At 71.9% G+C, this 25555-nt stretch carries 22 protein-coding genes and 1 pseudogene; 3 read left to right on the top strand and 20 right to left on the bottom strand.

Features of this window, described 5'->3' with window-relative positions:
• Positions 1 to 60: 60 nt before the first annotated feature.
• From gatB to ABGB05_RS18595, 4 genes are all read right to left on the bottom strand, one after another.
• Entirely contained in the window at positions 61 to 1566 is a 1506-nt protein-coding gene (gene gatB, locus ABGB05_RS18610) for an Asp-tRNA(Asn)/Glu-tRNA(Gln) amidotransferase subunit GatB (RefSeq protein WP_347654687.1), read from the bottom strand.
• A gap of 71 nt (positions 1567 to 1637) precedes the next feature.
• Positions 1638 to 2339 carry a response regulator transcription factor gene (locus ABGB05_RS18605; protein ID WP_347654686.1) on the bottom strand — a complete coding sequence of 234 codons (702 nt, stop codon included), beginning with the start codon at positions 2337 to 2339 and terminating at the stop codon, positions 1638 to 1640.
• Positions 2336 to 3622: a sensor histidine kinase gene (locus tag ABGB05_RS18600; RefSeq protein ID WP_347654685.1), complete on the bottom strand. Its 1287-nt coding sequence runs from the start codon at positions 3620 to 3622 to the stop codon at positions 2336 to 2338. The genes ABGB05_RS18605 and ABGB05_RS18600 overlap by 4 nt, the downstream gene beginning before the upstream one ends.
• Before the next feature lie 303 nt (positions 3623 to 3925).
• Positions 3926 to 4624: a hypothetical protein gene (locus tag ABGB05_RS18595; protein WP_347654684.1), complete on the bottom strand. Its 699-nt coding sequence runs from the start codon at positions 4622 to 4624 to the stop codon at positions 3926 to 3928.
• 447 nt (positions 4625 to 5071) lie between these two features.
• On the opposite strand from ABGB05_RS18595, the gene ABGB05_RS18590 reads away from it, so the two are divergent.
• The 3 genes from ABGB05_RS18590 (at position 5072) to ABGB05_RS18580 (ending at position 7607) form a co-directional block, all read left to right on the top strand.
• Positions 5072 to 5398, top strand: coding sequence for a hypothetical protein (locus tag ABGB05_RS18590; protein ID WP_347654683.1), 327 nt, complete (start codon positions 5072 to 5074; stop codon positions 5396 to 5398).
• 22 nt (positions 5399 to 5420) lie between these two features.
• Positions 5421 to 6263, top strand: coding sequence for a metallophosphoesterase (locus tag ABGB05_RS18585; protein WP_347654682.1), 843 nt, complete (start codon positions 5421 to 5423; stop codon positions 6261 to 6263).
• A gap of 114 nt (positions 6264 to 6377) precedes the next feature.
• The gene (locus tag ABGB05_RS18580) at positions 6378 to 7607 is read left to right on the top strand and encodes a CehA/McbA family metallohydrolase (RefSeq protein WP_347654681.1); all 1230 of its coding nucleotides are present in this window, start codon (positions 6378 to 6380) and stop codon (positions 7605 to 7607) included.
• Between the two features lie 178 nt (positions 7608 to 7785).
• Here ABGB05_RS18580 and ABGB05_RS18575 read toward each other — a convergent pair whose 3' ends face one another.
• From ABGB05_RS18575 to ABGB05_RS18500, 16 genes and pseudogenes are all read right to left on the bottom strand, one after another.
• A complete protein-coding gene (locus ABGB05_RS18575) occupies positions 7786 to 8415 on the bottom strand; it encodes a DUF4276 family protein (RefSeq protein WP_347654680.1) in 630 nt (209 codons plus the stop codon).
• Entirely contained in the window at positions 8415 to 9800 is a 1386-nt protein-coding gene (locus ABGB05_RS18570) for an AAA family ATPase (RefSeq protein ID WP_347654679.1), read from the bottom strand. Before ABGB05_RS18570 ends, ABGB05_RS18575 begins: the two co-directional genes overlap by 1 nt.
• Before the next feature lie 6 nt (positions 9801 to 9806).
• On the bottom strand, positions 9807 to 11282 hold the full coding sequence (gene gatA, locus ABGB05_RS18565) for an Asp-tRNA(Asn)/Glu-tRNA(Gln) amidotransferase subunit GatA (protein WP_347654706.1): 1476 nt from the start codon (positions 11280 to 11282) through the stop codon (positions 9807 to 9809).
• A gap of 5 nt (positions 11283 to 11287) precedes the next feature.
• Positions 11288 to 11647, bottom strand: coding sequence for an Asp-tRNA(Asn)/Glu-tRNA(Gln) amidotransferase subunit GatC (gene gatC / locus ABGB05_RS18560; RefSeq protein WP_331212630.1), 360 nt, complete (start codon positions 11645 to 11647; stop codon positions 11288 to 11290).
• Positions 11648 to 11671: 24 nt separating this feature from the next.
• Positions 11672 to 12580 carry an FAD:protein FMN transferase gene (locus ABGB05_RS18555; protein ID WP_347654678.1) on the bottom strand — a complete coding sequence of 303 codons (909 nt, stop codon included), beginning with the start codon at positions 12578 to 12580 and terminating at the stop codon, positions 11672 to 11674.
• Positions 12577 to 13089 carry an FMN-binding protein gene (locus tag ABGB05_RS18550; protein ID WP_347654677.1) on the bottom strand — a complete coding sequence of 171 codons (513 nt, stop codon included), beginning with the start codon at positions 13087 to 13089 and terminating at the stop codon, positions 12577 to 12579. Before ABGB05_RS18550 ends, ABGB05_RS18555 begins: the two co-directional genes overlap by 4 nt.
• Positions 13083 to 14468 (bottom strand): ferredoxin reductase family protein, encoded by a 1386-nt coding sequence (locus ABGB05_RS18545; protein WP_347654676.1) that lies wholly within the window; start codon positions 14466 to 14468, stop codon positions 13083 to 13085. The genes ABGB05_RS18550 and ABGB05_RS18545 overlap by 7 nt, the downstream gene beginning before the upstream one ends.
• A 23-nt stretch (positions 14469 to 14491) precedes the next feature.
• Positions 14492 to 15907 carry a HAMP domain-containing sensor histidine kinase gene (locus tag ABGB05_RS18540; RefSeq protein ID WP_347654675.1) on the bottom strand — a complete coding sequence of 472 codons (1416 nt, stop codon included), beginning with the start codon at positions 15905 to 15907 and terminating at the stop codon, positions 14492 to 14494.
• Positions 15908 to 16023: 116 nt separating this feature from the next.
• Complete coding sequence (locus ABGB05_RS18535; RefSeq protein ID WP_347654674.1) at positions 16024 to 16749, bottom strand: response regulator transcription factor; 726 nt, start codon at positions 16747 to 16749, stop codon at positions 16024 to 16026.
• A 67-nt stretch (positions 16750 to 16816) separates the two neighbouring features.
• Positions 16817 to 19108: an EAL domain-containing protein gene (locus ABGB05_RS18530; protein WP_347654673.1), complete on the bottom strand. Its 2292-nt coding sequence runs from the start codon at positions 19106 to 19108 to the stop codon at positions 16817 to 16819.
• A gap of 184 nt (positions 19109 to 19292) precedes the next feature.
• Positions 19293 to 21422, bottom strand: a complete 2130-nt coding sequence (gene ligA / locus ABGB05_RS18525; protein WP_347654672.1) for an NAD-dependent DNA ligase LigA — start codon at positions 21420 to 21422, stop codon at positions 19293 to 19295.
• A 122-nt stretch (positions 21423 to 21544) separates the two neighbouring features.
• Positions 21545 to 22573, bottom strand: a complete 1029-nt coding sequence (locus ABGB05_RS18520) for an ADP-ribosylglycohydrolase family protein (protein WP_347654671.1) — start codon at positions 22571 to 22573, stop codon at positions 21545 to 21547.
• Positions 22574 to 22667: 94 nt separating this feature from the next.
• A complete protein-coding gene (locus tag ABGB05_RS18515) occupies positions 22668 to 22859 on the bottom strand; it encodes a VOC family protein (protein ID WP_347654705.1) in 192 nt (63 codons plus the stop codon).
• Between the two features lie 104 nt (positions 22860 to 22963).
• Positions 22964 to 23037 (bottom strand): annotated as a pseudogene (locus ABGB05_RS18510) (VOC family protein); the annotation flags it as partial.
• Between the two features lie 38 nt (positions 23038 to 23075).
• Entirely contained in the window at positions 23076 to 24116 is a 1041-nt protein-coding gene (locus ABGB05_RS18505) for a methionine synthase (protein ID WP_347654670.1), read from the bottom strand.
• Positions 24117 to 24192: 76 nt separating this feature from the next.
• Entirely contained in the window at positions 24193 to 25464 is a 1272-nt protein-coding gene (locus ABGB05_RS18500) for a low temperature requirement protein A (protein WP_347654669.1), read from the bottom strand.
• Between the last annotated feature and the right edge of the window lie 91 nt (positions 25465 to 25555).

The following is a 25555-nucleotide window of genomic DNA, read 5'->3' as shown; positions in this document are numbered from 1 at the left end:
CAAGGCCCCCTCCTGCTTGGGATCCAGCGCAGGAAGGGGCCTTGTCGACAACAGGGCAGGTCAGCCCTCGACGCCGAGGCGGGACAGGATCAGCGACCGTACGGTCTTGGCGTCGGCCTGGCCCCGGGTGGTCTTCATGACCGCGCCGACCAGCGCACCGGCCGCCGCGACCTTGCCGTCCCGGACCTTGGCCGCGATGTCCGGGTTGGCGGCGATCGCCTCGTCGACGGCGGCGGTGAGCGCACCGGTGTCCGAGACCACCTCCAGCCCCCGGGCGGCCATGATCTCGCTCGGCGAGCCCTCGCCCGCGACGACCCCCTCGAGTACGGTCCGGGCCAGCTTGTCGGTGAGCTTGCCGTCGTCGACCAGCCGCTGCAGCTCGACGACCTGCGCCGGGGTCGCGCCGACCGCCGCCAGCTCGACGCCGGTCTCGTTGGCCCGCCGGGACAGCTCACCCAGCCACCACTTCCGGGCCGCGGCCGGGGTGGTGCCGGCCGCCACCGTCTGCTCGATCAGCTCGACCGCACCGGCGTTGACCACCGACTGCATGTCGTGGTCGGTCAGGCCCCACTCCTGCTGCAGCCGCTTGCGGTGCACCCGGGGCAACTCCGGCAGCCCGGCCTTCAGCTCGGCGACCCAGGTCGGGTCCGGCGCCAGCGGCACCAGGTCGGGCTCGGGGAAGTAGCGGTAGTCGGTCGCCGTCTCCTTCGACCGGCCCGAGGTGGTGTCGCCGGTGTCCTCGTGGAAGTGCCGGGTCTCCTGGACGATCCGGCCACCGGCGTCGAGGACGCCGGCCTGACGCAGCATCTCCGAGCGGACCGCCCGCTCCACCGACCGCAGCGAGTTGACGTTCTTGGTCTCGGTCCGGGTGCCCCACTCGGTCGAGCCGGCCGGTGACAGCGACGTGTTCACGTCGCAGCGCAGCGAGCCCTCCTCCATCCGTACGTCGGAGACGCCGAGCGAACGGAGCACGTCCCGCAGCTCGGTGACGTACGCCCGGGCGACCAGCGGCGCCTTGGCCCCGGTGCCGTCGATCGGCTTGGTGACGATCTCGACCAGCGGGATCCCGGCCCGGTTGTAGTCGACCAGCGACTCCGTGGCGCCGTGGATCCGCCCGGTGGCGCCGCCGACGTGCAGGGTCTTGCCGGTGTCCTCCTCCAGGTGCACCCGCTCGATCCCGATCCGGACCAGCTCGCCGTCGACCTCGACATCGAGCCAGCCGTCGGTGCAGAGCGGCTCGTCGTACTGGCTGATCTGGAAGTTCTTCGGCATGTCCGGGTAGAAGTAGTTCTTCCGGGCGAACCGGCACCAGGTGGCGATCGAGCAGTTCAGCGCCAGGCCGATCCGGATCGTCGCCTCGATCGCCGCCCGGTTCGCGACCGGCAGCGAGCCCGGCAGGCCGAGACAGACCGGACAGACCCGGGTGTTCGGCTCGCCACCGAAGTCGGTCGGGCAGCCGCAGAACATCTTGGTCCGGGTCCCCAGCTCGACGTGGGTCTCCAGGCCGATCACCGGGGCGTAGCGCTCGACGACCTCGTCGTACGAGGGCAGGACGGTCGTGCTCATCAAGACTCCAGCTCTCGGGTGGCAGCCGGCCCCCGGTGGCATCCGGACAGAACGTGTCCCAGCCTAATGGCTCAGCCCACCACGCCTCGCCCGGGTTTCACCGCCGGCCCGCCGGGACGGACCAGGCCCGTCTCGTACGCGAGGATCACCAGCTGGATCCGGTCCCGGACGTCGAGCTTGGCGATCGTCCGGGACACGTGCGTCTTCGCGGTCAACGGGCTGATGAACAGCCGGCGGGCGATCTCCTCGTTCGACAGGCCGGTGGCGACCAGCCGGAGCACCTCCCGTTCCCGCTCGGTCAGCACCGACAGTCGGGCGTCGGCGTCGGCGTACCTCGGCACCGGCCGGTGGGCGAACTCCGCGATCACCCGGCGGGTGACACTCGGCGACAGCAGCGCCTCCCCGGCCGCGACGACCTCGACCGCCTGCCGGAGCTGGGCGGGCTCGATCTCCTTGCTGAGGAAGCCGCTCGCCCCGGCCCGGAGCGCGGCGAAGACGTACTCGTCGGTTTCGAAGGTGGTGAGGATGACCACCCGGCAGTCGGACAGCTCGGGGTCGCCGACGATCGCCCGGGTCGCGGCGAGGCCGTCCAGACCCGGCATCCGGATGTCCATCAGCACCACGTCCGGCCGCAGCTCGCGGGCGGCCCGGACCGCCTCGTCGCCGGTGCCGGCCTCCCCCACCACCTCGATCTCGCGGCTGCGCCGCAGCAGACTGCGGAAGCCGGCCCGGACCAGGGCCTGGTCGTCGGCGAGCAGCACGGTGACGGTCACGGCCGGAACTCTGCCACCGGGAGGGTGGCCCGGACCAGGTATCCGCCCGGTTCCGCCGGCCCGCCCGGTTCCGCCGGCCCGCCCGGTTCCGCCGGCCCGCCCGGTTCCGCCGTTCCGACGTAATTCGCCGTCTCGGCCTGCTCCGCCGCTCCGGCCTGCTCCGCCGCTCCGGCCTCGAAGGTGCCGCCGAGCGCGGCGACCCGCTCCCGCATGCCGCGCAGGCCGTGCCCCGGCGTCGCCGCCGGACCAGGCCCGGTCCCGTCGTCGACGACCTCGACGGTCAACGCCTCGGCGGTGTACCGCAGCCGCACCGTGACCCGGCTGGCCCCGGCGTGCCGCACCGTGTTGGTCAGCGCCTCCTGGATGACCCGGTAGGCGGCCAGCGCGACCGGGGCGGGGACATCGGTCGGTTCGCCGGCCGTGTCGACGACCACCGCCAGGCCGCTGCTCCGGGTCCGGTCCAGCAGGTCGTCGAGCCCGTCCAGGTCGGCCTGCGGCGCCGGTACGTCGTCGGCACCGGCCCGGTCGTCCGGTCGGCGCAGCAGCCGGACCAGGGATCCCAGGTCGTTCACCGCCCGGGAGCGGACCTCCTGCGCGGTACGCAGTGCCTTCCGGGCCTCGTCCGGCGAGTCCTCCAACGCCTCGTCGACCACCCTGAGCTGTACGCCGACCACGGTGAGGGTGTGCGCGACCACGTCGTGCAACTCCCGGGCGATCCGCAGCCGCTCCTCGACCGCCCGGCGGTCCGCCTCCAGCGTCCGCTCGTGCTCGGCCCGGGCCAACCCGGCCGCCAGTTCGGCACGCCACCGTTCCCAGTTGCGGTACGCGAGGGCGACGGCGACGAGCAGCGCGAGCCAGAGCGCCTCCGCCCCGACCTGGGCGAACGCCCGTGCCCCGTCCAGGCCGACCACCGTCCAGTCCCAGTTGACCGCGAAGAGGAGCTGGAAGGATCCGGCCGCGACCACCCAGTGCAGCCCGTTCTGCGGGCCCCGTCCCGGGAGCGGCAGCCGGTCCCGCCCCTCGGCCGCCAGCAGGTAGAAGGCCGCGGAGGCCGGCCACACCCAACCGACACTGGTCAGTTCGGCGGTTCGGAACGCCAGGATGGTCGCCAGACTGGTCAGCAGCGCGGCCAACGGCCAGCGGCGGCGGACCAGTAGCAGCAGCACCAGCCAGGTGGTCAGCGGCACCACACCCTCGTAGTCGAGCGTCCCACCGCCGAGCACGGTGCCGACCGGCACCCCGACCGCGGTCACCGCGGCCAGGACCAGGTCGACACGACCCAATCTCCGGTTCGTGCCCGGTCCGCCGCCATCGGTCGTTTCCACATCGACGGGTCCGGTCGTCGAGGTCATGGCAATCACTCCTCACCTGGAGAGCCGACAGCGACGACGCTAGGCGGCGGGACCAGCGCGGACATCGACCGACGGCCGTCCACCCCGGGTACGCCACCCGGGCACGCCGTACTCCGGGCGGAGTAGTCGCCGACGGTGGTGGTGGCGGTGGCGGTGGTTCGGACGCGGTGGCGGCGGACGCCGTCCCCGCCGGCGGTGGCCACCGGGCCCGGCTCGGCCGGCGCAGCGAGCGGACTATCCGAACAGGACGGCGACCAGGACGACGCCGAGCAGGGCGGCGGGCAGACCCCAGCGGAGCAGACCCCGCAGCCGGTCGCCACCGGCCGACTCCCGGCCGGTGCCGAGCAACCGGCCGGAGACCAGCGGCCACCAGGCGAGCGTGACCAGCAGCAGTCCGACGCTGGCCAACAGCCAGCCGGGGGCGTGCAGCACCGGCTGCTCCCAGACCAGTTGCGGGGAGGTCGTCACCACGATCCCGAGGGCGGCGGCGAGTCCGAACCGCCAGTCGAATCCGCCGCCGGCCCGCCGTCCGGTACGCAGCAGCAGCATCGTGACCAGCACGATCCCGGCCGCCCCGGTCACGATCGAGCCGACCTGGCCGAGCGTGAGCACACCCCGGGCGTCCCGGGTGAGCGCGTCGACCCCGGCGAGCAGCGTCATCACCCCGGCCAGGGTGCCGGTGCCGACCAGGGCGGCCTGCCGGAGTCGACGACGTACGCCGGTGGAGTCGTCGACCGGCCGCCAGCCCCGGGCGACCTCGGCGGCGTACTCGGCGGGGTCACCGAACGCCTCGGCCGGATCGTCACCGGTGTCCGCGCAGTACGTCCGCACCTCGGCCAGGGCGTCGCCGATCTCCCGACCGGGCAGGCCGTGTCGCCGGGCCTCGGCTTCGAACGTCTTCCGCCAGTCGTCGCGAATCGCACCGGCCGCCATCGAACCTCCCCGACGCTACGGGCAACCCCCGTACCCGTTTGTCGGCACCCACGGTAGCGGGCCGGCCGTGCTCGGTCGGGCCGTGCTCAGTGGGTCAGCGCATCCCGCAGTTCGTCGGCGCCGCCAGGAGCGGCTCCGACAATGAGCCTTTCCGGGTAAGGCTCTGATCGCCGAAAGTAGTGTCCAAGATGCCCGAAGCGCGCAGGAATCGCCCTGTGAGCGGGGATGAACCAGTAAAGGCGCGGAACGCCGGCACGACGTGTTCCTCGCACAGACCACTCACCCCGGAGTTCCGCGCCGACCATGAGTATCACCTATACCGCCACCTACCATGAACCCGCAGAACGATCTCCAAGCGGACCCAACGCATAGATCAACCCGAAAGGGTCTCCGACCGCCCTCTGGCTGCCGCGCCGGTTCTTCGCCGGGGCGGCGAAGGTGATCGACGTGCCGTGGGACATCGCGGTCGGCGCCGACCTGCGGTATCCGGCGGTGCCGGGTCCGCGCAGCCGGAAGAGCAGCTTCCTGAACGCGTACGTCGGCAGGCTGCACGTCGCGGCCGAGCGGCATCCGGTGGTCGGACGGCGGTTCCTCAGCGTGGCGAACCTGATGACCTCGCCGCAGGGGCTCTTCGCCCCCGGCATCCTGGCCCGGGTGCTCTGGTCCGGGTGCTCTGGTCCGGGTGCTCTGGTCCGGGTGCTCTGGTCCGGCGCACTGTGGAGTGACTGGTGGCCGGGACGTGGCATGCCGGATAGGCTCGCCGGCATGTACTGACCGGACCGGCGGAGGAGCGCGCATGGCACGGGTGGCCGTGATCGGCGACGTCGGTGGACACCCCGGACAGCTACGCGACGCACTCGGCGCACTCGGCGCGGACGCCGACGGGCGGCACCTGCCGCCGGACGTGACCGTGGTCCAGGTCGGAGACCTCGTCGACCGGGGCCCGGACAGTACGGCGGTGCTCGACCTCGTGCGCTGGTACCTCGACCACCAGCCGGAACGGTGGATCCAGCTCGCCGGCAACCACGAGGCGCAGTACCTGCCCGGCGGCACCGGCTTCTGGCCGGAGCAGCTCGCCGAACCGGACGTCGACCTGCTCCGCTCCTGGTGGGCAGCGGGCTGGCTGCGGGTGGCGGTGGCGATCCGGTGCGCCGACGGAGAGGACCTGCTGGTCACCCACGCCGGGCTCACCGTGGGATGTTGGCGGGAGTTGGCCGAGCCGGCGACCGCCGCCGCCGCGGCCCGCCGGCTCAACCAGCGCCCCACCCCGCTGATCTTCCGGGGTGGGGAGTCCGTCGTCGACCGGGCCGCCGGGCCGTTCTGGGCCGAGGCCGGCTGGGAGCTGCACGAACCATGGCTGGAGCACCACGCCCGGGGCGGGTTCGTCCCGTTCGGTCAGGTGCACGGGCATTCCCAGCCGGTCCGGTTCGCCGACCGGACGTGGCGTTGCCCCGGCCGGGTCCGGCAGCGGGCGACGGTCGACTGGGCCGCCCGGCACGTCCGGGTACGGCTCGGCGGGCGGGTCTTCACCGCGATCGACCCGAAGCACGGGCGGACCGGGGCGCCGCAGTGGTCGCCGCTGATCCTCGACGGTGCGGAACTGCTCACCCCGGCCCAGGTCACCGAGCCACAGCCGTAGACGTCCCGGCCCGGCGTCCGGAGCCACCCGTGCCCGACAAATGATCGACACTCTTAACCGTCTCGCCAACCACGGATATCCATCCGTTGCCGGACGGACGGTCCACTGTGCGGCATGACGCACACCCACGCCGGGACCGGAGAGTCCCACCACGGAGCCAACCGACGCACGCTGATCGCGGGCGCCGGCGGGCTGCTCATGCTCGCCGCCGCACCCGGGACCGCGTACGCCGGCGCGACCCCGACCGCCCTCGGACCGCGCCAGGCACCGGGAACCGGTGCCGCACGGGCCTCGCTGATCACCCAGGGCACCACCCTGGTCCACGCCGACCTGCACAACCACACCGCCATGTCGGACGGTGACGGCGACCCGGAGTTGGCCTTCGCCTCGATGCGGGAGGCCGGCCTCGACGTCGCCGCACTCACCGACCACAGCACGCTCTTCTCGATCGAGGGACTGTCCCAGCGGGAGTGGGACCGGACCGGGGCTCTCGCCGACGCCGCCGACGATCCCGGCAACTACACCGCGATCCGCGGCTTCGAGTGGTCACACCCGCTACTCGGACACGTCAACGTCTGGTTCACCGACAACTTCGTCGACCTGGGCGGGGCGTCCAGCATGAGCCGCCTCTACAACTGGATCAACAGCTCCGGCGGGGTCGCCGGGTTCAACCACCCGGGACGGGAGATTCTCCGCTTCGAGAACTTCGGCTACGTCGCGGGCGCCCGCGAGCCGATGATCGGACTGGAGATGTTCAACCGGGGTGACGACTACCTCTTCGACGGCTGGGGCGACGGGCAGAGCTCACCACTGGTCGCCTGCCTGAACGCCGGATGGCGGCCCGGGCTCACCGGCGTCTCCGACGAGCACGGCACCAACTGGGGCTTCCCGGAGGGCAAGGGCCGCACCGGACTCTGGGTCACCCAGAACACCCGGCAGGAGGTGCTCGCCGCGATGCGGGCCCGCCGGTTCTTCGCCACCCGGGTCTCCGGGCTGCGCCTCGACGCCACCGCGAACGACGTACGGATGGGCAACGTGCTGCCGATCTCCCGGGCCGACGTCACCTTCACCCTCGACCTGGACCGGGGACCGGACTGGGTCGGCAAGCCGCTGCGGATCCAGGTGCTGCGGCCGGGCAGCCGGGCGCCTGAGGTCCCCGAGGTGGTCGACGTGGAGGCCGGGCAGGTCACCCGGTTCACCGTGCCGCTGGACATCAGCGACGGGCACTGGGTGGTGTTGCGGGTCTCCGACCCGACCCAGCCGAACCCGAGCCCCGGGCCGGCGGGTCACCCGTGCAACGACTGGGGTGTCGCGTACACCAGCCCCTGGTTCCTCCAGCCGTAGTCCCGCCGTCGGCTGCTCACATCTGCCGGGTCGGTCGCTACCCATGCGACCGGCCTGGTGGCTGCGGCCGCAGGACAGAGGCCGCAGGACAGATTCAGACCAGCGGATTCGCGAGTGGGCGGTCTCGGCGAACCAGAGAGCCGTGGGACGGCCCGTCCGCCGCCTGTAGCCCGCTGCCTCAGAGAGGTCGGTAGCCCAGCTCCGTCAGAGCCTTCCGGGTGTCGGACCACCACCGCCGATATGCCGGAACCAGCTGAAGCCGGTCCAGGGACACCAACTCGCCCAGCTGTCCGTAGTGGTCATCGATCGAACGACTCACCCTGCGTAGTACGCCATTCAGTATCCTCTTTGGATCGTCGATCCGCTCTACGTCCTTCGGATGAGCGGGTAGTCCCATTTCAGCATCCGACCAACGCACGCCCAACGCCGTCCGCAGCGCGACGCCGTCCGCGAGGAGCCACGCCTCCGTCTCTCTGATCGGCACCACGGCGACCAGACGCTCGACCCGTTCGCCCCACAACCGCTGTAGTGGGCCGAGCCATTCGAGCTGCAGCCGTTCGGCGGCAGCGCCTTGGTCGTGATGGAAAAAGACTACTGAGAAGCTGTTGGCATTCAGCTCGACCAGCTCGATCACTTCCTCGACCGAGCAGGGCCCCTTGCGCCGACGAAGCGGCTGTACGTCCGCCACCTCGACCACGTCGTCGAACTCCGTCAAGCACAGCTCTGTCAGTGCCCGCCCGAGCAGCCTGGGGAGAAACTGGTCGTCGGTGACGCCCTCCGAGACCAATGCGGAGGTGAGATAACGCATCAGACGTCCAGCTCCGCCATGACCTCGAACTCAGCAATTTCAGCCGGACTGACCACCTCAGCGTTACCGAGTAGGTCGTCTATCGACATCTGCCGACTACCTATCGCCCGCCAACGGGTGACCCGACTACGCGGCTCGCCACGTCGTACCCGGGTCACCACGTCCATGAAAACCGCGTTGGTGCCCGTGTCGGGCTGCGCTGGCTGCAACGCCCGCAGGATCGCTGGCGAGTGACTGCTAAGAATAAGCTGAGTCAGGGCCGAACCATCAGCCCTGGTCTCCAACGCACGGCTGACCAGGGCCCGAAGATACCTGACGAACTGCGCCAGCCGCTGGGGGTAGATGCCGTTCTCCGGCTCCTCGAAACAGATCAGTCCCGCGCCACGCGGGTCGTACAGGGCGGCGAGCAGCGCTATCGCCCGTAGGGTGCCGTCGGATGCGACCCTCGCGGAGAACGGCGCCTCCCCACGGGTAACCACCTCCACCTGACGCTGCCGACGCGCCTCGTCCTCGCTGAGCCGGATGCGAACGACGCCAGGTATCACGGCCGCCAGATCAGCGGAAAGGTCGTTCAGCACCCCGTCGGGCCGCTCCTCGTCCCCTGTCTCATCAACCAACCGGCGAAGTGCATTCGCCAGGTGCGCGCCGTTGGCGGCCAGGATATCCGGATCATCGTACGAGTCAGGGGCCCGAAGGGCACTCGGATCCAGATGCAGCAGTCGCCATGACTGCAACTCTCGCTTCAGGGCGTAGAGCAGAGGGAATTCGGTGGCGGTGGTCAGGCTGGAAAGCACCGTCGCCGTCGCCGCCGTGGCAGGCAGTCTCCGCTTTCTGCCCTGATTGCCCTGCTGCCGGATACTGAAGACCGGTCGGCCCTGTTCGTCCTGCTCCGTTTCGAGGAGGTCGGTACCGCTACCGCTGTAGATCGCCAGTCGTCGGCCCGGGTCAAAACGCTTGATCCACGTGTCGTCGGCCCGCCTGAGTCTGCGCACCGCCTCGCTCACGACGTACGGGCGCTTCACCCCACTCTGCCCTGTCGATCGCAGCTCGATGGCGAGTTCATAGCGTAGTCGCGAATGGTTGACCTCGGCCGTGTCGCCGAACGCATCGGTTACGGTCCGATCGAGCAGCACCTCCACCGCGAACGACATCATGTCGACCGAACTCTCGTCCGTGTGCCGGTGAAACAGGTCGACAACATCGCCACGCATACGCTGGGTGGCCTCCAACACCGGCTCCCCGGCCAGCCTGCCGAGGAACTGGATCGCGTCGAACAAGTTCGACTTGCCGGCGGCATTACGACCGACGATCACGAGAAAGGGCGGAACGTCCAATGCGAAACCGCGGAAGGACTTGAACCCGTCAATCTCGATCCTCGTCAGCACGTCGGCTCAGAGCTCCGGCGGGGTGAGGGTGCCGATCACCGACTCCAGCGCGGCGCCGACCCGGTACATCCGGTCGTCCGCCATCGTCGGAGCCATGATCTGCAGACCCACCGGCAGCCCGTCCGACAGGCCGCACGGCACCGAGATGCCCGGACCGCCGTACAGGTTGGTCGGGATGGTGAACAGGTCGGCCAGGTACATCTGGTACGGGTCGGACGTGCGCGAACCGAACGGGAACGCCACGAACGGCGTGGTCGGCGAGATCAGGACGTCGACCTGCTCGAACGCGGCGGTGAAGTCCCGGGTGATCAGGGTACGGACCTTCTGCGCCTGCCCGTAGTAGGCGTCGTAGTAACCCGACGACAGGGCGTACGTGCCGAGCATGATCCGCCGCTTCACCTCGGGACCGAAGCCGGAGTCCCGGGTCAGCGACATGACCTCCTCCAGCGAGTGGACGCCGTCGTCGCCGACCCGCAGCCCGAACCGCACCCCGTCGAACCGGGCCAGGTTCGAGGAGCACTCGCTCGGCGCGATCAGGTAGTACGCCGGCAGCGCGTACTGGAAGTGCGGACAGGAGACCTCGACAACCTCGGCACCGAGCTTGGTCAGCGCGTCGACGGCGTCCCGGAACGCGGCCATGACGCCCGGCTCGGCGCCCTCGCCGGAGAACTCGGTGACCAGGCCCAGCTTCACCCCGGTCAGGTCACCGGCGGCCCCGGCCCGGGCGGCGGCGACCACGTCCGGCACCGGCTGCGGGATCGAGGTGGAGTCCCGCCAGTCGTGTCCACCGATCGCCTCGTGCAGCAGCGCCGCGTCCAGCACCGTACGGGCACACGGGCCGGGCGTGTCCAGCGACGAGGAGAACGCGACCAGTCCGTACCGGGAGGTGCCGCCGTAGGTGGGCTTGGCGCCGACGGTGCCGGTGACCGCACCGGGCTGCCGGATCGAGCCGCCGGTGTCGGAGCCGATCGCCAGCGGTGCCTCGTACGCGGCCAGCGCGGCGGCACTGCCACCACCGGAGCCGCCCGGGATCCGGGTCAGGTCCCACGGGTTCCCGGTCGGCCCGTACGCGGAGTACTCGGTGGAGGAGCCCATCGCGAACTCGTCCATGTTGGTCTTGCCGAGCATCACCGTGCCGGCCGCCCGCAGCCGCTGCACGATCGTCGAGTCGTACGGCGGACGCCAGCCCTCGAGGATCTTCGAGCCGACGGTGGTCGGTACGCCCTTGGTGGTGAGCACGTCCTTGACCGCCACCGGCACCCCGGCGAGCGGCCCCAGCTCCTCGCCGGCCGCCCGGCGGGCGTCGACGGCCCGGGCCGCCTCCAGCGCCCCGTCCGCGTCAACGTGCAGGAACGCGTGTACGCGATCGTCGACGGCGGCGATCCGGTCGAGGTGGGCCTGGGTCACCTCGACCGCGGACGCCTCGCCGCCGGCGACGAGGGTGGCGATCTCGGTAGCGGTCATCCTGGTCACGTCGGACATCGTGCTCACGCCTTCCCAGCTGAACCGGACGCGGCCTCCGCCGACCCCTCGCCACGCGGGCTGGGCGGCTCGTCCTCGTCCAGGATCCGGGGGACCCGGAACCGGTCGTCCTCGCGGTCCGGCGCTCCGGAGAGCGCCTCCTCCCGGGTCAGTCCGGGGACCACCACGTCGTCACGGAGCACGTTGGTCAGCGGTACGGAGTGCGAGGTGGGCGGGATGTCGGCCGCGGCGACCTCACCGACCCGGGCGACGGCCTGGAGGATCACGTCGAGTTGGCCGGCGAAGGTCGCCAGCTCCTCCTCGGTGACGGCGAGCCGCGACAGTCGCGCCAGGTGCGCGACCTCCTCGCGGGAGATGGCGGACATCCGTGCCCCCTTCATGCCTAACGTCTACGCGGCTCGCGCCGTGCTCTCCGTGGCGCAGCCTGACACGCGCGCCGTGACCTGAGCGAGTCTATTTGTGCCCCGGAGCGCCGCCGCCTCCGACTCCCCCGGGGCGCCGGAGCCGGGTTGGTCCGGCAGACGCCAGTCGAGGCCGTCGGTGGCGGTCAGCGTACCGGCAGCGTCCACCACGAGGGCGGGGTAGCCGGTCGGGTGGGCAAGCCACGTCGGCTCGGCGACGCCCCGGGCGAGGATGGCCGTGGCGTAGACGTCCGCCCAGGTGAGGGAGGGGCCCGACACGGTCACCGAGGCCAGCGCCACGGCGGCCCGACCGGTGTACGGGTCGATCACGTGTGGCCCGCGCCGTGCCGTACCAGAGGTGGCGACGGCACCGGACCGCACCGGCAGCACCGCCACCAGCCGGTCCGGTGCCGCCGGATCCTCCACCCCGACCCGCCACTCGGGCTGGTCAGGACCGGCCCGCAGCACGATGTCCCCGCCGGCGTTGAGACAGAAGTCCGCCACGTCCCCCGCCGTGAGCAGGGCCGCGGCCCGCTCCACCGCCCAGCCCTTCACCAGCCCGGACGGGTCGAATCGCGGTCGGCCGTCCGGTCCGGGCAGCATCACGTCGAAGTACCCCCCGGTGCGCTGCCGCGCCTCGTCGGAGAGGTCCAGCACCGCACGCAGCTCAGGAACCGCGTCCGCGACGTCCACCTCGCCCCGGTTCAACCGACTGACCGCACTGTCCGGCCGGTAGGTGCTGAACGTCCGATCGACCGCCCGCAGCCAGGCGAAGACCTCGGACACCACCGACCCGGTCGACGGCCCCTCCGCCTCCTCCCGGATGTGCAGGGAGATCGGCATGCCCATGATCTGTTCGCTCCAGGCCCGGCGCCCGGCACCGCCCGTCGCCGTCACGCCCCACCCCCGAAGTGCGCGGCGTCCAACGCCGCCTGTACCGACCGGGCGTACGCCTCGCTGGTCAGGGTGGCTCCGCTGATGGTGTCGACCTGCGCCGACTGCGCCGCCAGCACCTCCCGCCGCAGCCGGGGCACCGCCCCGGAGTTGATCCGCCGGGAGTGCCCGTCCTCCGGCAACGCCACGGCGGTCACCTCGACGATCCGGCCGTTGCTGATCGTCACCTGGACCTGGACCGGCCCGTAGCCGTTGTCCTCGGCGGTTCCGTTGGCCGTCACCGGGCCGGCCGGGCCGCCGCGCGACGCGGAGCCGGCACCCGGGCTGGTGCCCGCATCCGGCGCCGAGGTCCCCAACGGCGTGACGATGCCCGGCGGGGCCTCCCCCACCGGGCCGCGCGACGGCCCCGCGGTACTGGTCCGGTAGCTGAACAGCAGCACAACCGCAGCAACCGTGCCGGCCAGGCCCAGGACGATCCTGCGCATCCGCCAGCCCGACTCGCCGTTCACCATACGAACTCCTCGCAGTGGATCTGCCTCGCCGGCACCCGCGCCCGGCGCAGCGTCAACTGGACCGCCTGCATCCAGGACGGCGGACCGCACAGGTAGACGTCGCGTTCCGCCACGTCCGGCACCAGCCGCAGCAGCGCCTCCCGGTCCGACAGGTGCCCCAGCGAGGCCGGCAGCCAGGACGACCGGGTCGGCGCCGGGCCGGTCAGGTAGTGCACCAACGCGCCCCGCCGACGGGCGATGACGTCCAGTTCCCGGTGCAGCGCGAGGTCCTCCGGCGTGCTGGCCCGGTACGCCAGCGCCGCCTCGCCCGGCCGGTACGGCAGTTCCTCCAGCAGCGCGCGGAGTGGGGTGATCCCGATCCCGGCCCCGAGGAGCAGGACCCGACGTCGGCGTCGCACCACCTCGGTCAGGCGCCCGTACGGCCCCTCGACCAGCACCCGGGTACCGGGACGGACGCCCGCGATCCGCGCCGCGTCGTCCCCGCCGGCCCGTACCGTGATCCGCAGCAGGTCCCGGTGGGGAGCCGCGGAGAGCGAGTACGGGTGGGCACGCGTCCAGCCCGTCCGGGTCAGGAACCGCCAGTTGAAGAACTGGCCGGCCGAGGCCGGCAGGCGGTGCAGGTCGCGACCGGCGACATAGACGGAGAAGATTCCGGGCGCCTCCCACCGCACCTGGCACACCCGGAGCCGGTGCCGGTGGCTGCGCCACACCGGCAGCGCCAGCCGAAACAGCAGTACGCTGCCGGCGCAGACCAGGTAGAGGGACCACCAGTAGACCCGGGCGGGCATCGAGCCGACGAAGTCGGCACCCGTCCAGAGCTGGTGCGGCAGCGCCAGTCCCACGCCGAGATAGGCGTAGAGGTGGAGCAGGTGCCACGACTCGTAGCGCAGCCGTCGCCGACCGGCCCGGACGGAGAGCACCACCACCCCGACCAGCAGGGCCGTCCCGACCACCGCCAGCAGCATTCCGGGATAGCTGGTGGTCAGGTCCCAGCTCTCGGTCATCAGATCGACGTGCCCGTCGGCCGCGTAGCCGAGGATGGTCAGACCGACGTGGGCGAGCATCAACCAGAACGAGCCGAATCCTACGTACCGGTGCCACCGGAGCAGCCGGTCCTGGCCGTACGCCCGCTCCACCCACGGCACCCGGGCCATCAGGAAGATCTGGAGCAACAGAAGGTCGGCGGCGACCAGGCCGGTCAGCCGCCCCAGCGAGGTGAGGGCCGTCGCACCGCCCGCGGCTACCGCCGACAGCCCGCCGTCATGCCACCACAGGGCGAGGATCGCCGCGACACCGCCGGCCGCGCCGGCCGCCGCCAGCACCGCCCACCAGCGCGTACGTGCGCGCTCCCGCCGTACGTCCCGTCGTCGTCGGTTCATGCGGTTCAGCGTGACGGCGAAGCCTAAGAACACGATGAAAGGTTGCCGCCCTCCGGGGCGACTGCCGGGACGCGTACCGTGAACAGCGCACCACCGGCCTCCGAACGGCCGGCCGTCACTGTGCCGTGGTGGAGTTCCACCGTCTGCGCCACGATCGCGAGGCCGAGGCCGGAGCCGGGCATCGCCCGCGCCGCCGCGGCGCGGTAGAACCGTTCGAAGACGCGGGGCAGATCCGCCTCGTCGATACCGGGGCCGGCATCCGCGACCGTCAGCTCCGCCCATGGGCCGGACGCCGGCACGCCGCCGTCGCCCCCGACCTGCGCGAGCCGCAGCCGCACCCGTACCGGTGCGGACGGCGGGCTCCACTTGGCCGCGTTGTCCAGCAGGTTGGCGATCATCCGCTCCAGCGCCGACGGCCGCCCTTCCACCGGGACCGGCGCCAGGTCGGTTTCGAAGGTCACCGCCGGCCAGCGTCGTCCGATGCGCTGCCGGGCCTGGTCCACCAGATCTCCCAGGAGCACCGGTTCGACCGGCTCGGCGCTGTCCTCGTGGCGAGCAAGCTCCACCAACTCGGCCACCAGGTGGGCCAGCTCGCCCGTCTGCGTGTTCAGGTCGCGTAGCAGCGCGGCGCGGTCTGCGGCCGGCAGGCCCGGTCCGACACCCGCCTGCTCCTCGACCCGGATCAGCAACTCGATGTTGGCCCGCAGGCTCGTCAACGGTGTCCGCAGCTCGTGGCCCGCGTCCTCCACCAGCAACCGTTGCGCGGTCCGGGAGGCCTGCAGGGCGGCGAGCATGCCGTTGAACGCTTCGGCCAACCGGCTGACCTCGTCGCGGCCTTCCACCATGATCCGGCCCTGCAGGTCGTTGGTGATCGCAACGTGCTCGACGGCGCGGGTGAGCCGGTGCACGGGGGCCAGGCCGGTACGCGCCACCACGAAACCGGACATCGCGGCGACCGCGATGCCGCCGACGCTCACCGCCAGAAGGACCAGACCGATTCGCCGCAGCGGCTCCTCCACACTCTCGGTACGCTCCGCGACCTGCACGGCGCCCCCACCGTGTTCGGCCGGCCGGGTGAACATCCGATACTCCTCGCCCGCGACCCGGACGGTCTCGTACGCGCTCTCCCGCTCACCGTGGACCACCGCCAGCGCACCGCTGGTGGCCGGAAGGGCCGTCCCGTCGGTTCTCCGGACCGGCCGGCCGGCGCTGTCGAGCAGTTGCACCATCGGCCCGATGTCCCGGTCCCGATCGTGGTCGTCACCGCCTGCCCAGCCGGCGGGCCGTTCGGCGACGGTGTGGGCGTCGGCCCGGAGCTGCTGGTCGAGTTGGTGGCGGAGCTGTGCCCCTACCACGAGGAAGACCGTTGCCGACACGGTGACCACCGTGACCGCCACGGCGGTCGCGGCGATCAGGGTGATCCGGGAACGCAGCGACAAGCGCCGCCAGCCCGGCCGCGGTAACCATCCGCGCGGGCTCGCCGGCACAGCTGCTCGGCGTCCGCGCCCCGACTTCCACCTGCGGCCGCGACGGGCAAGGGAAGGTTGAGAAGGGTTCACTGTGCGGTTCGCAACACGTAGCCCACGCCACGGACGGTCTGCAGCAGCCGCGGCTCGCCACCGGCCTCCAGCTTGCGCCGCAGGTAGCCCACGTAGACGTCCAGACTGTTCGAGGTCACATCGACGTCGTATCCCCAGACGTGGGCGAAGAGCACCGCCCGGGTGAGCACCTGGCGGGGATGCCGCAGGAACGCCTCCAGAATCGCGAACTCCGTACGGGTGAGCTGAATCAGCCGTTCGTTCCGACGTACCTCCCGGGTGAGCGGGTCCAGCCACAGGTCGGCGTACCGCATCGGGCTGTCCTGCCCCGCACCGCCCCCGGCCGTCGGTACGCGGCGCAGCAGCGCCCGGAGCCGGGCCAGCAACTCCGCCGAGGCGAAGGGTTTGACCAGGTAGTCGTCGGCGCCGGCGTCCAGCCCGGCGACCCGGTCTCCGACGCCCTCGCGTGCGGTCAGCATCAGCACCGGCACCTGGATCCCCTCCTTCCGTAACGTCCGACACACCGCAACGCCGTCGAGACCGGGCAGGGCGACGTCAAGGACCAACAGATCGGGCTCCCGTGCCCGCACCTCGCGCAACGCCGCGGTGCCGTCGCCAGCGACGCCAACCGTATACCCCTCAAACCGCAACAGACGAGACAATGCGTCCCGTACCGCCGCCTCGTCGTCAACGACCAGAATCCGCACCCGCTGCCCTCCTCCCGACCACGGCGCATCCGTCATATCCGAGGCGGATGAAAGCCGGCTGAGAGTTCCGCAGGCGTCGCGACAGGCGCCCGAGGCGGGGTGGTCACTCCACGCCGGGCAGGAATCCGTCGGCGGCGAGCAGCTCCACGCTCGTCTCGGTCGGCGCGGCCTGGCCGTTGCGACCCGGCCCGGCGGGGCGCACGGTGGTGGCAGCCGTCGTCGGGGCGGCTCCGGGTCGGACCGGCCGGTACCGGGACAACCAGGTGACCAGGTCCTCCGCCGGCATCGGCCGGGCGTAGAACCAGCCCTGCGCGACGTCGCAGCCGGCCGCGTGCAGCAGCCGCCAGGTCCGCTCGTCCTCCACCCCCTCGGCGACGACCCGCAGCCCGAGCGCACCGGCCAACTCGATCACCGACCGGACGATCGCCGCGTCGTCGGCGTCGGTCACCATGCCGAGGACAAACGACCGGTCGACCTTCACCTCGGCCAGCGGAAGCCGACGCAGGTGCTGCATCGACGAGTACCCGGTGCCGAAGTCGTCGAGGGCGATCGCCACCCCGATCCGGTGCAGCCGGGAGATGGTGGCCAGCACCCGACGGGGGTCGGCCATCAACGCGCCCTCGGTCATCTCCAGTTGCAGCCGGGACGGCGGCAGGTCGTACCGGGCGAGGCCCTCGGCGATCTGGTCGGCGATCTCCCCGGTGTGCAGGTCGCGGACGCTGACGTTGACCGCGGCCCGCAGGTTGATGCCGGCGACGGTCCACTTGGCGAGCTGCTCCAGGACGTCGTCGACCACCCGCCGGGTCAGCAGCCGCATCACCGCGCTCTGCTCGGCGACCCGGATCAGCTCCTCCGGGTCGACCATCCCGCGCCGGGGATGCCGCCAGCGCAGCAGCGCCTCCACCCCCACCACCTCACCGGTGTCGATCTCGATCTGCGGCTGGTAGTAGAGGGTGATGTCGCCGACGTCGGAGGCGGCACCGGCGTCGTCGCCCCGTCCGTCGCTGTCGGGGTCGGCCCCGGCGACCGCGGCGGCCGAGGTCGCGCCGGTTCCGCCGGCCCGGGTGCCGGCCGTACCCGCCCCGCCGGTCTCCAACACCCGACGCAGATCGGCGAGCAGGCTGAGCCGCTCGGCCGAGTTGTGGTCGGACTCGGCGACGTAGACCGCGACCGGGTCACCCCGGTGCTTCGCCTCGTACATGGCGACGTCCGCGTGCCGCATCAGGGTGGCGAAGTCGGCACCGTGCTCCGGATAGAGCGCGATGCCGATCGAGCCGCCGACGTCGAGCGGCAGCCCGTCCAGCGGGACCGGCTCGGCCAGTGCCCCCACCACCCGGTCGGCGAGCCGGCGGGCGTCGTCGACGTCGTCCAGCCGGGTAGCCACGATCGCGAACTCGTCGCCGCCGAGCCGGGCGATGACGTCCTGGGGGCGTACCACGGGGGTGAGGCGTCGGGTCACCTCGACCAGCAGCCGGTCGCCGACGGCGTGGCCGAGCGCGTCGTTGACGTGTTTGAACCGGTCGAGGTCGAGCAGCAGCAGGGCCAGCCGGCGCCCGCCCGGGGCGTCCTTGCCGGCCAGTTCGGCGTGCGCCGCGACCTGGGCGGTCACCTCGTCCAACAGGGCTTTCCGGTTCGCCAACCCGGTCAGCGGGTCGAGTCGGGCCAACTGCTCCCGCTCGGCGGAGAGCCGGGCCATCCGGGAGACCGCGTAGAGCGGCACCACCAGCATCGGGATGAGCGCCGCGCTGGACCGGGCCGCCGCGACCAGCAGCGGGCTGAGCAGCAGCAGAGAGCCGGTGGCGAGCAGTTCGAAGCCGAGTCCCTGGCGTACCCGGCTCCACCACCGGCCGCCGAACCGCAGCCGGATCGCGCTGGCGACGAGCCCGTGGTTGACGGCCAGCCAGGCGGTCCCGGCCCCGACGACGAACACCACGTCGAGCAAGCGCAACTGTTCCGTCGTGCCGGGTCGGTGTCCGGGGGTGAGCCGGAGGACCAGGTCGGCGGCGGCCAGGGCGCAGGCGTACTGGGCGATGTTGAAGACGGTCCGCCAGACGGCGTACCGCATGCGGAGCCCGGAGACGACGACGGCGGCGGCCTGCACCCCGATCGCCGGACCGAGCCCCCATTCCAGGGTGATCGCGAAGGTGAAACAGATCGACGGGAAGACAGCAAGGTTCTGCCGTGCGGCGTGTGGACTGAACGGACGGGCGTCGAAGGCGACGGCGAGGGCGGCCATCAGCCAGAACCCGACCGGCAGCCGGGTCAGCTGCGCGGGCAGGGCGGCGATCGGCGCGACGCTGACCAGCACGGCCAACGCGACCACGGTCCCGACGAACCCGAAAAAGGGTGCCGTCCGACCAGGAGGGACGGAGTTCCGCAGCGCGGCGGCCTCCATGGGACCTCCCGAGCCTCTCGGTCCAGGCGCGCGGCCGGCTGCCGCGCGGTGCGCCTCCCATGAAACGCCCTGACCCGGTCCGCGTGGGGGGCGACAGACGCGAATCGGGTCTAGTCGTGACTAACTTGAAATACGCCGCATCTCAACCGTCGACTTTGTTAACTCAGAGCTGATCCGTCAATCACTAATTGTCACCAGCGACAACCCTACCCGCCGCTTCCGGTCCCTCCTCGAGCAGCGTCCGGAAGCCCGCCTCGTCGAGGATAGGTACCTTCAACGCCACCGCCTTCTCCGCCTTGGAGCCGGGGTTCTCCCCGACCACCACAAAGCTGGTCTTCTTCGACACCGAGCCGCTGACCCTGCCGCCCCGGGCCTGCACCTCCTCCGCCGCCCGGTCCCGCGAGTACGCCGACAGGGTGCCGGTCACCACCACCGTCACCCCCTCCAACGGCCGCGGCCCGGACTCGACCCGCTCCTCGGCCATCCGTACCCCGGCATCGGCCCACTTGGCCAGCACCTCCCGGTGCCAGTCGACGGCCAGCCACTCCCGAAGGCTCTCCGCGATCGTCGGACCGACACCCTCCACCGCGGACAGTTCCTCCTCGCTGGCCGCCTCGATCGCGGCCACCGAACCGAACTCCCGGGCCAACGCCTGGGCGGCGGTCGGACCCACGTGCCGGATCGACAGCGCCACCAGCACCCGCCAGAGCGGCCGCTGCTTCGCCTCGGCGAGGCTGTTCAGCATCTTCCCGGCGTTGGTGCTCAGTGTGCCGTCCTTCTTGACAAAAAACGGCACCTGGGTCAACCGCTCCTCGTCCAGGTCGAACAGGTCCCCCTCGTCGGAGACCACCCCGGAGTCGAGCAGCGCGACCGTCGCCTTCTCGCCCAGCACCTCCACGTCCAGCCCGTCCCGGCTGCCGAGGTGGACGATCCGCTCCCGCACCTGGGCCGGGCAGGTACGGGAGTTCGGGCAGCGGATGTCGACGTCACTCTCCTTGGCCGGGGCGAGTGCCGTACCGCAGGACGGGCAGCGGGTCGGCATCTCGAACCGCCGGGCGTCGGCCGCGCGCAGTTCCACCACCGGCCCGAGCACCTCGGGGATCACGTCACCGGCCTTGCGGATCACCACCGTGTCGCCGATCAGCACCCCCTTGCGTTCCACCTCACGCGCGTTGTGCAGGGTGGCCAGCGCGACCGTGGAGCCGGCCACCCGGACCGGTTCGAGCACCGCGAACGGGGTCACCCGGCCGGTACGCCCCACGTTCACGTCGATGTCGAGCAGCCGGGTGTTGACCTCCTCCGGCGGGTACTTGAAGGCGATCGCCCAGCGGGGCGCCCGGCTCGTCGACCCGAGCCGACCCTGGATCGCCACCTCGTCGACCTTCACCACCACACCGTCGATCTCGTGCTCGACGTCGTGCCGGTGCGTCGCGTAGTGGTCGACGTACGCCCGGATGCCGGCCAGGTCCGGCACCACCCGCCAGCGCTCGCTGGTCGGCAACCCCCAGGCCCGCATCGTCGCGTACGCCTCGGACTGCGTCGCCGGCCGGAAGCCGTCCCGGGCGCCCAGCCCGTGGACGACCATCCGCAGCGGCCGACTCGCCGTGATCCGGGGATCCTTCTGCCGCAGGCTGCCGGCCGCCGCGTTGCGGGGATTGGCGAACGGCGCCCTGCCCTGCTCGACGAGCCCCGCGTTCAGGTCGGCGAACGCCTCGACCGGAAAGTAGATCTCCCCCCGGACCTCCAACAGCTCGGGCACCGTCTCGGGGCCCTCGGCCAGCTGTTCCGGCACCTCCTGGATGGTCCGGACGTTGGCGGTGACGTCCTCCCCGGTCCGCCCGTCGCCCCGGGTCGCCGCCCGGACCAGCCGGCCGCGCTCGTAGGTCAGGTTGATCGCCAGGCCGTCCACCTTCAGCTCACAGAGGTAGCCGACCGGACCGCCGGCGTCCCGCTCCACCCGCTCCACCCAGGCGGCCAGCTCATCCTGGCTGAACGCGTTGTCCAGCGACATCATCCGCTCGGCGTGCGTCACCGGGGTGAAGAGCGTGGAGAAGGTCCCGCCGACCCGCTGGGTCGGCGAGTCCGGGGTACGCAGCGCCGGATACCGCTCCTCCAGCGCCTCCAGCTCCCGCAACAGAATGTCGAAATCCGCGTCCGGGATGGTCGGCGCGTCGAGGACGTAGTAGCGGTACTGGTGGTCGGTGATCTCGACACTCAGCGTGTTGTGCCGCTCCCGCGCCGCCGCCGGCGGCTCCTCGCCGGCAGCCGCCACCTCCTCCGGGCTGACCTGCTGCGGGATGGCTTCCTCGGACACCCTCGACCTCCGTGATCGGTTACTGGAGCAACGGTAACCGGCAGGGCCGGTCCGGAGAGTGCCCCCGGTCGACAATCCGGGACCCGGGTCACCGGTCCGCCCGGCCGGGTCCGGGCCGGCGGTCAGTCCCAGGCGGCGCCGAGGGTGGCGAGCTGGTCGGCGTACTCGATCCGGTCGAGCCAACCGGCCGGCCACCCCGCCATCCCGTACGTGGCACCGAGGAAGGCACCGGTCAGACAGGCGATGGAGTCGGAGTCCCCGGAGGTGGTGGCCGCCCGGGACAACGCCGCCACCGGATCGTGGTGGTGCCGGACGGCGCAGAGCAGCGCGGTGGCCAGAGCCTCCTCGGCGACCCAGCCCTCCCCGGTGGCCCGGCACGGGTCACCGCCGTCGTCCGGTGTGGCCAGCGCGGCGTCGAGTCGGTCCAGTACGGCGAGGCACTCGTCCCAGCCGCGGGCGATGAACCCGGCCGGCCCGTCGACCGTCGGTCGGTGCCACAGGTCGCCCAGCCAGTCGTGGTGGTAGACGGTCCGCTGGCTGACCGCACGGGCCCGCAGCAACCCGGGCAGCTCGGTCAGTCCGGCGCCCTCGCGGAGCACCCGGACGGCGTACGCGGTCAGTTCGCTGGCAGCCAACCCGGTCGGATGCCCGTGGGTCAGCCCGGCCTGCAACTGGGCGACCCCGGCGAGGGTCTCCAGGTCGTAGCCGGACACCAGGCCGACCGGGGTGACCCGCATGTTCGCGCCACAGCCCTTGGAGCCGTCGATCGTCGCCTCCTGCCAGCGCAGTCCCTCGGCCAGCCCGCCACAGGCCCGCAGGCAGGTCATCCCCGGCGCGCGGTTGTTCTCCGGGCTGTGCGCCCAGGCGACAAACCGTTGGCGGAGCAGGAACGCCAGCCGCTCGGGGGTGGGTGCCGGGCCGGCGTCGTACAGCGCCCAGCCGACCGCCAGGCCCAGTTGTGTGTCGTCGGTGACTCGGGCCGGATCACCGGTCAGGTCGCGGGGACCGGTAGGGCCGTACCGCCGGATGATCTCGTCCAGCGGCAGGAACTCGGTCGGCGCACCCAGGGCGTCCCCGTAGGCCAGCCCGAAGAGGGACCCGGAGGCCCGTTGACCGACAGCGTCGGGTGAGGTCACCGCATGATCGTCCATGGCCGTCCATGGTCCGGCACCGGAGGGGTACGACACCAGCCGGTTCCGGCCGTGGACGGTGGCCCTCCAGGATGGATACCGGTGGAGCCGCTGCTCAGTCGTCCCAGCAGAGGCAGAACGGGTGGCCGGCCGGGTCGGCGTAGACCCGGAAACCGTCGCCCTCGCCCGGCAACCGGGTGGCACCGAGCTTCAGCACCTTCGCCTCGGCCTCCTCGACGTCCTCGACGGTGACGTCGAGGTGGAACTGCTGCGGCCGGTCCGGGTCGGGCCAGCGCGGCGCCCGCAGCCCACGCGCCCGTTGGAAGGCGAGCCGGGGCTGGCCGGGGCCGCCGCCGAGGACTGACCCACTCGTCGTCTCCTCCGCCGTCGTACGTCAGCGGCAGGCCGAGCAACTCGGCGTAGAAGCCGGCCAGGGCCCGGGTGTCCGGACAGTCGATCACCACGCTGCGCAGTTGTCCGATCATGTTTCTCATCCTGCCCAACCGGTGTGACAGCGCAAACCTCAGTCCTCGGCGAGCCGGCGTCCGGCGTCCCGGCAGGCGGTCAGCACCGCCCGGGCGTACGCCTCGGTGGCATTGGCGAGACCGCAGGCGGGGGTGACGACCACCTGCTCGGCGAGCCGGGCACGGGGGAAGCCGAGCCGGTCCCAGACCTGTCGTACCCGATCGGCGACCTGGGCCGACGACGGTGCCCGACCGGCCGGCGGGGGCAGCGTCGGCGCGGCGCCGGCGAACAGCCCGAGGCCCGCGTCGATCGCCTCGCCGAGCGGGTCGAGCCGGTTGCCGACGAGGGCGAGGTCGAGCGCGACGCCGACCGCCCCGGCGGACCGGAACAGCTCCAGCGGTACGTCCGGCGCGCAGCAGTGCACCACCACCGGCGCCTCGACGGCGGAGATGACGGTGCCGAGCAGTCCGGTCGCGGTCCCCGTCTCGACCGGCCGATACGCCCCGAGCCCGCTCTCGGTCGGGATCCGGCCGGCGAGCACGGCCGGCAGTGACGGCTCGTCGAGTTGCAGCAGCACCGTGGCCCGGGGCAGCCGTCGCCGTACCTGTGCCACGTGTTCCCGCAGGCCGTCGGCGAGCGAGCCGGTGAGGTCCCGGACGGCGCCCGGATCCCGGAGCAGCCAGCCGCCGACCGGCAGTTCGATCCCGGCCGCCAGGGTGAGCGGGCCGGCTGCCTGGATCTTGAACGTGCCGGTGAACTCGCCGGCCTGCTCGGTCATCTGGTCCAGGTCACGTTCCCACAGGTCGAGGGCGCGACGCAGGTCACGGCCCGGACGGCCGGCGATCCGCCAACGGCCGGCGTACAACTCGACCGGCAGGTCGACCAGCAGCGCGGCGCCCCGGCCGACCAGGTCGGCGCCGGGGCCCCGAGCGGGCAGCTCGGGCAGGTGGGGCAGGGCGAGTTCACCCAGCACGATCCGCTGTGCCTCGGTGATGTCGGTGCCCGGCATCGACCCGACTCCGGTCGCGGCCCCGGCCGGCCAGGGCCAGGTCGGTCCGGTCGTCCCGGTCGGTTCCGCCGTCTGCTGTTGATCGGTCACGTCGGCAGGTTATCCCGACGCCGGCGGTCAGCTCCGCTCCTCCCCGGCCCGTTGCCGCGCCGTCCGGCGCCGGCGGTCAGCTCCGCCCCTCCTCGGCCGCCCGCTGCTCTGCTTCAAGCTGCCTGACGTAAGGGCCGGGCGACAGGACGAGGAGAAGGGTCAGGGCCAGCAGTACGGCGTCGACAACCAGGCCCACCGCCAGCGGCGGGAGTCGGACCAGACCGGGAGCGCCGGCCAGCAGGAGCACCAGTGCCCCGGAGCCACGCCAGGGCGGGTGCGCGTAAACGAGCAGTGCGAGCAGGATCCGCCCGACCAGGAACAACACCGCACCGCCGATAATCGCCATCGACCAGGAGATCCGCACCTCGCCGAGCGGATGCATAATCATCAACTCGGCGCCGACCGCGGTGAGCACCGCGCCCGCGACCATGATCGCGTGGCAGTACGCCGCGTAGACCCCACCTCGGGCCTGGTTGCGTTCGATCGCACCGCCGAGCCGCCCACTGGACGGCACGAAGTACAGCCAGAGCAGCAGGCCGGCGTTGACGAAGACCACGGTCAAGGCCACCACCCGGAGCAGTCCCAGCCCTTCGCGGGTGTACGTCAACCCGCCGACCAGGATGACCTCGCCGAGCGCGACGATGAAAATCTGCCGGTACCGCTCGGACAGGTGCTCGCCGACCACCCGCAGTTGGGCCGCTGGCAGGCGCCCGAGCCCCGGCACCCGCCAGCCCTGGGTGGGGATGAAGTAGTCGATCAGGATCGCCACCAGCCAGAGTGCCAGTCGCACCGGACCGGTGAGAAAGCCGCCGAGCAGCCAGAGGATCCCGGAAAACCCGAACCAGACCGCGACCAGCACGCTGCGGCGCCGGATCGGGTGCTCCCGCACCGACAGCAGCAGCACGGCCCGACCAAAATGGATCCCGACGTACGCCCCGGCGAAGAGCAGCCCGTGCGGGCCGTACGCCTCGGGGATGGCTGCGGCCGCCAGGAGGCCGACGAACATCGCGCCGAGGACGAGTACCCGGATCCGTGGATGCTGGGGGTTGTACCAGTCGGTCGACCACGCGGTGGCGATCCAGATCCACCACATCGCGGCAAGCAGGATCGCCGTCTGCCCGGCGTTCCACCAGTCGAGGTCGTCGACCAACCGCCGGGAGAGCAGGGCGAACGAGACGATGAAGGCCAGGTCGAAGAAGAGTTCGAGGAAGGACGCCTGGCGGGAGTGCGCCTGCCGGCGGAGCAGCCGTTCCGAGCCCAACCGTTCGCCGCCCGACCGTGCCGGATCCGACCGTTCGTCGCCCAGCCGTTCCGATTCTGGCCGTTCCGGCCGGCGCTCCTTCGCCAATTCGTCCGCCTTGCCTGGTCTGCCCAGGTATTCGTACCACGCGTGGGCGGAGCGAGCAGCGACGAACAGGCATTTCCCCGTCACCGCGAGG

Source organism: Plantactinospora sp. B5E13 (assembly GCF_039871775.1).
Lineage (GTDB): Bacteria > Actinomycetota > Actinomycetes > Mycobacteriales > Micromonosporaceae > Plantactinospora.
This window is presented reverse-complemented; position numbering and strand designations above follow the sequence as displayed.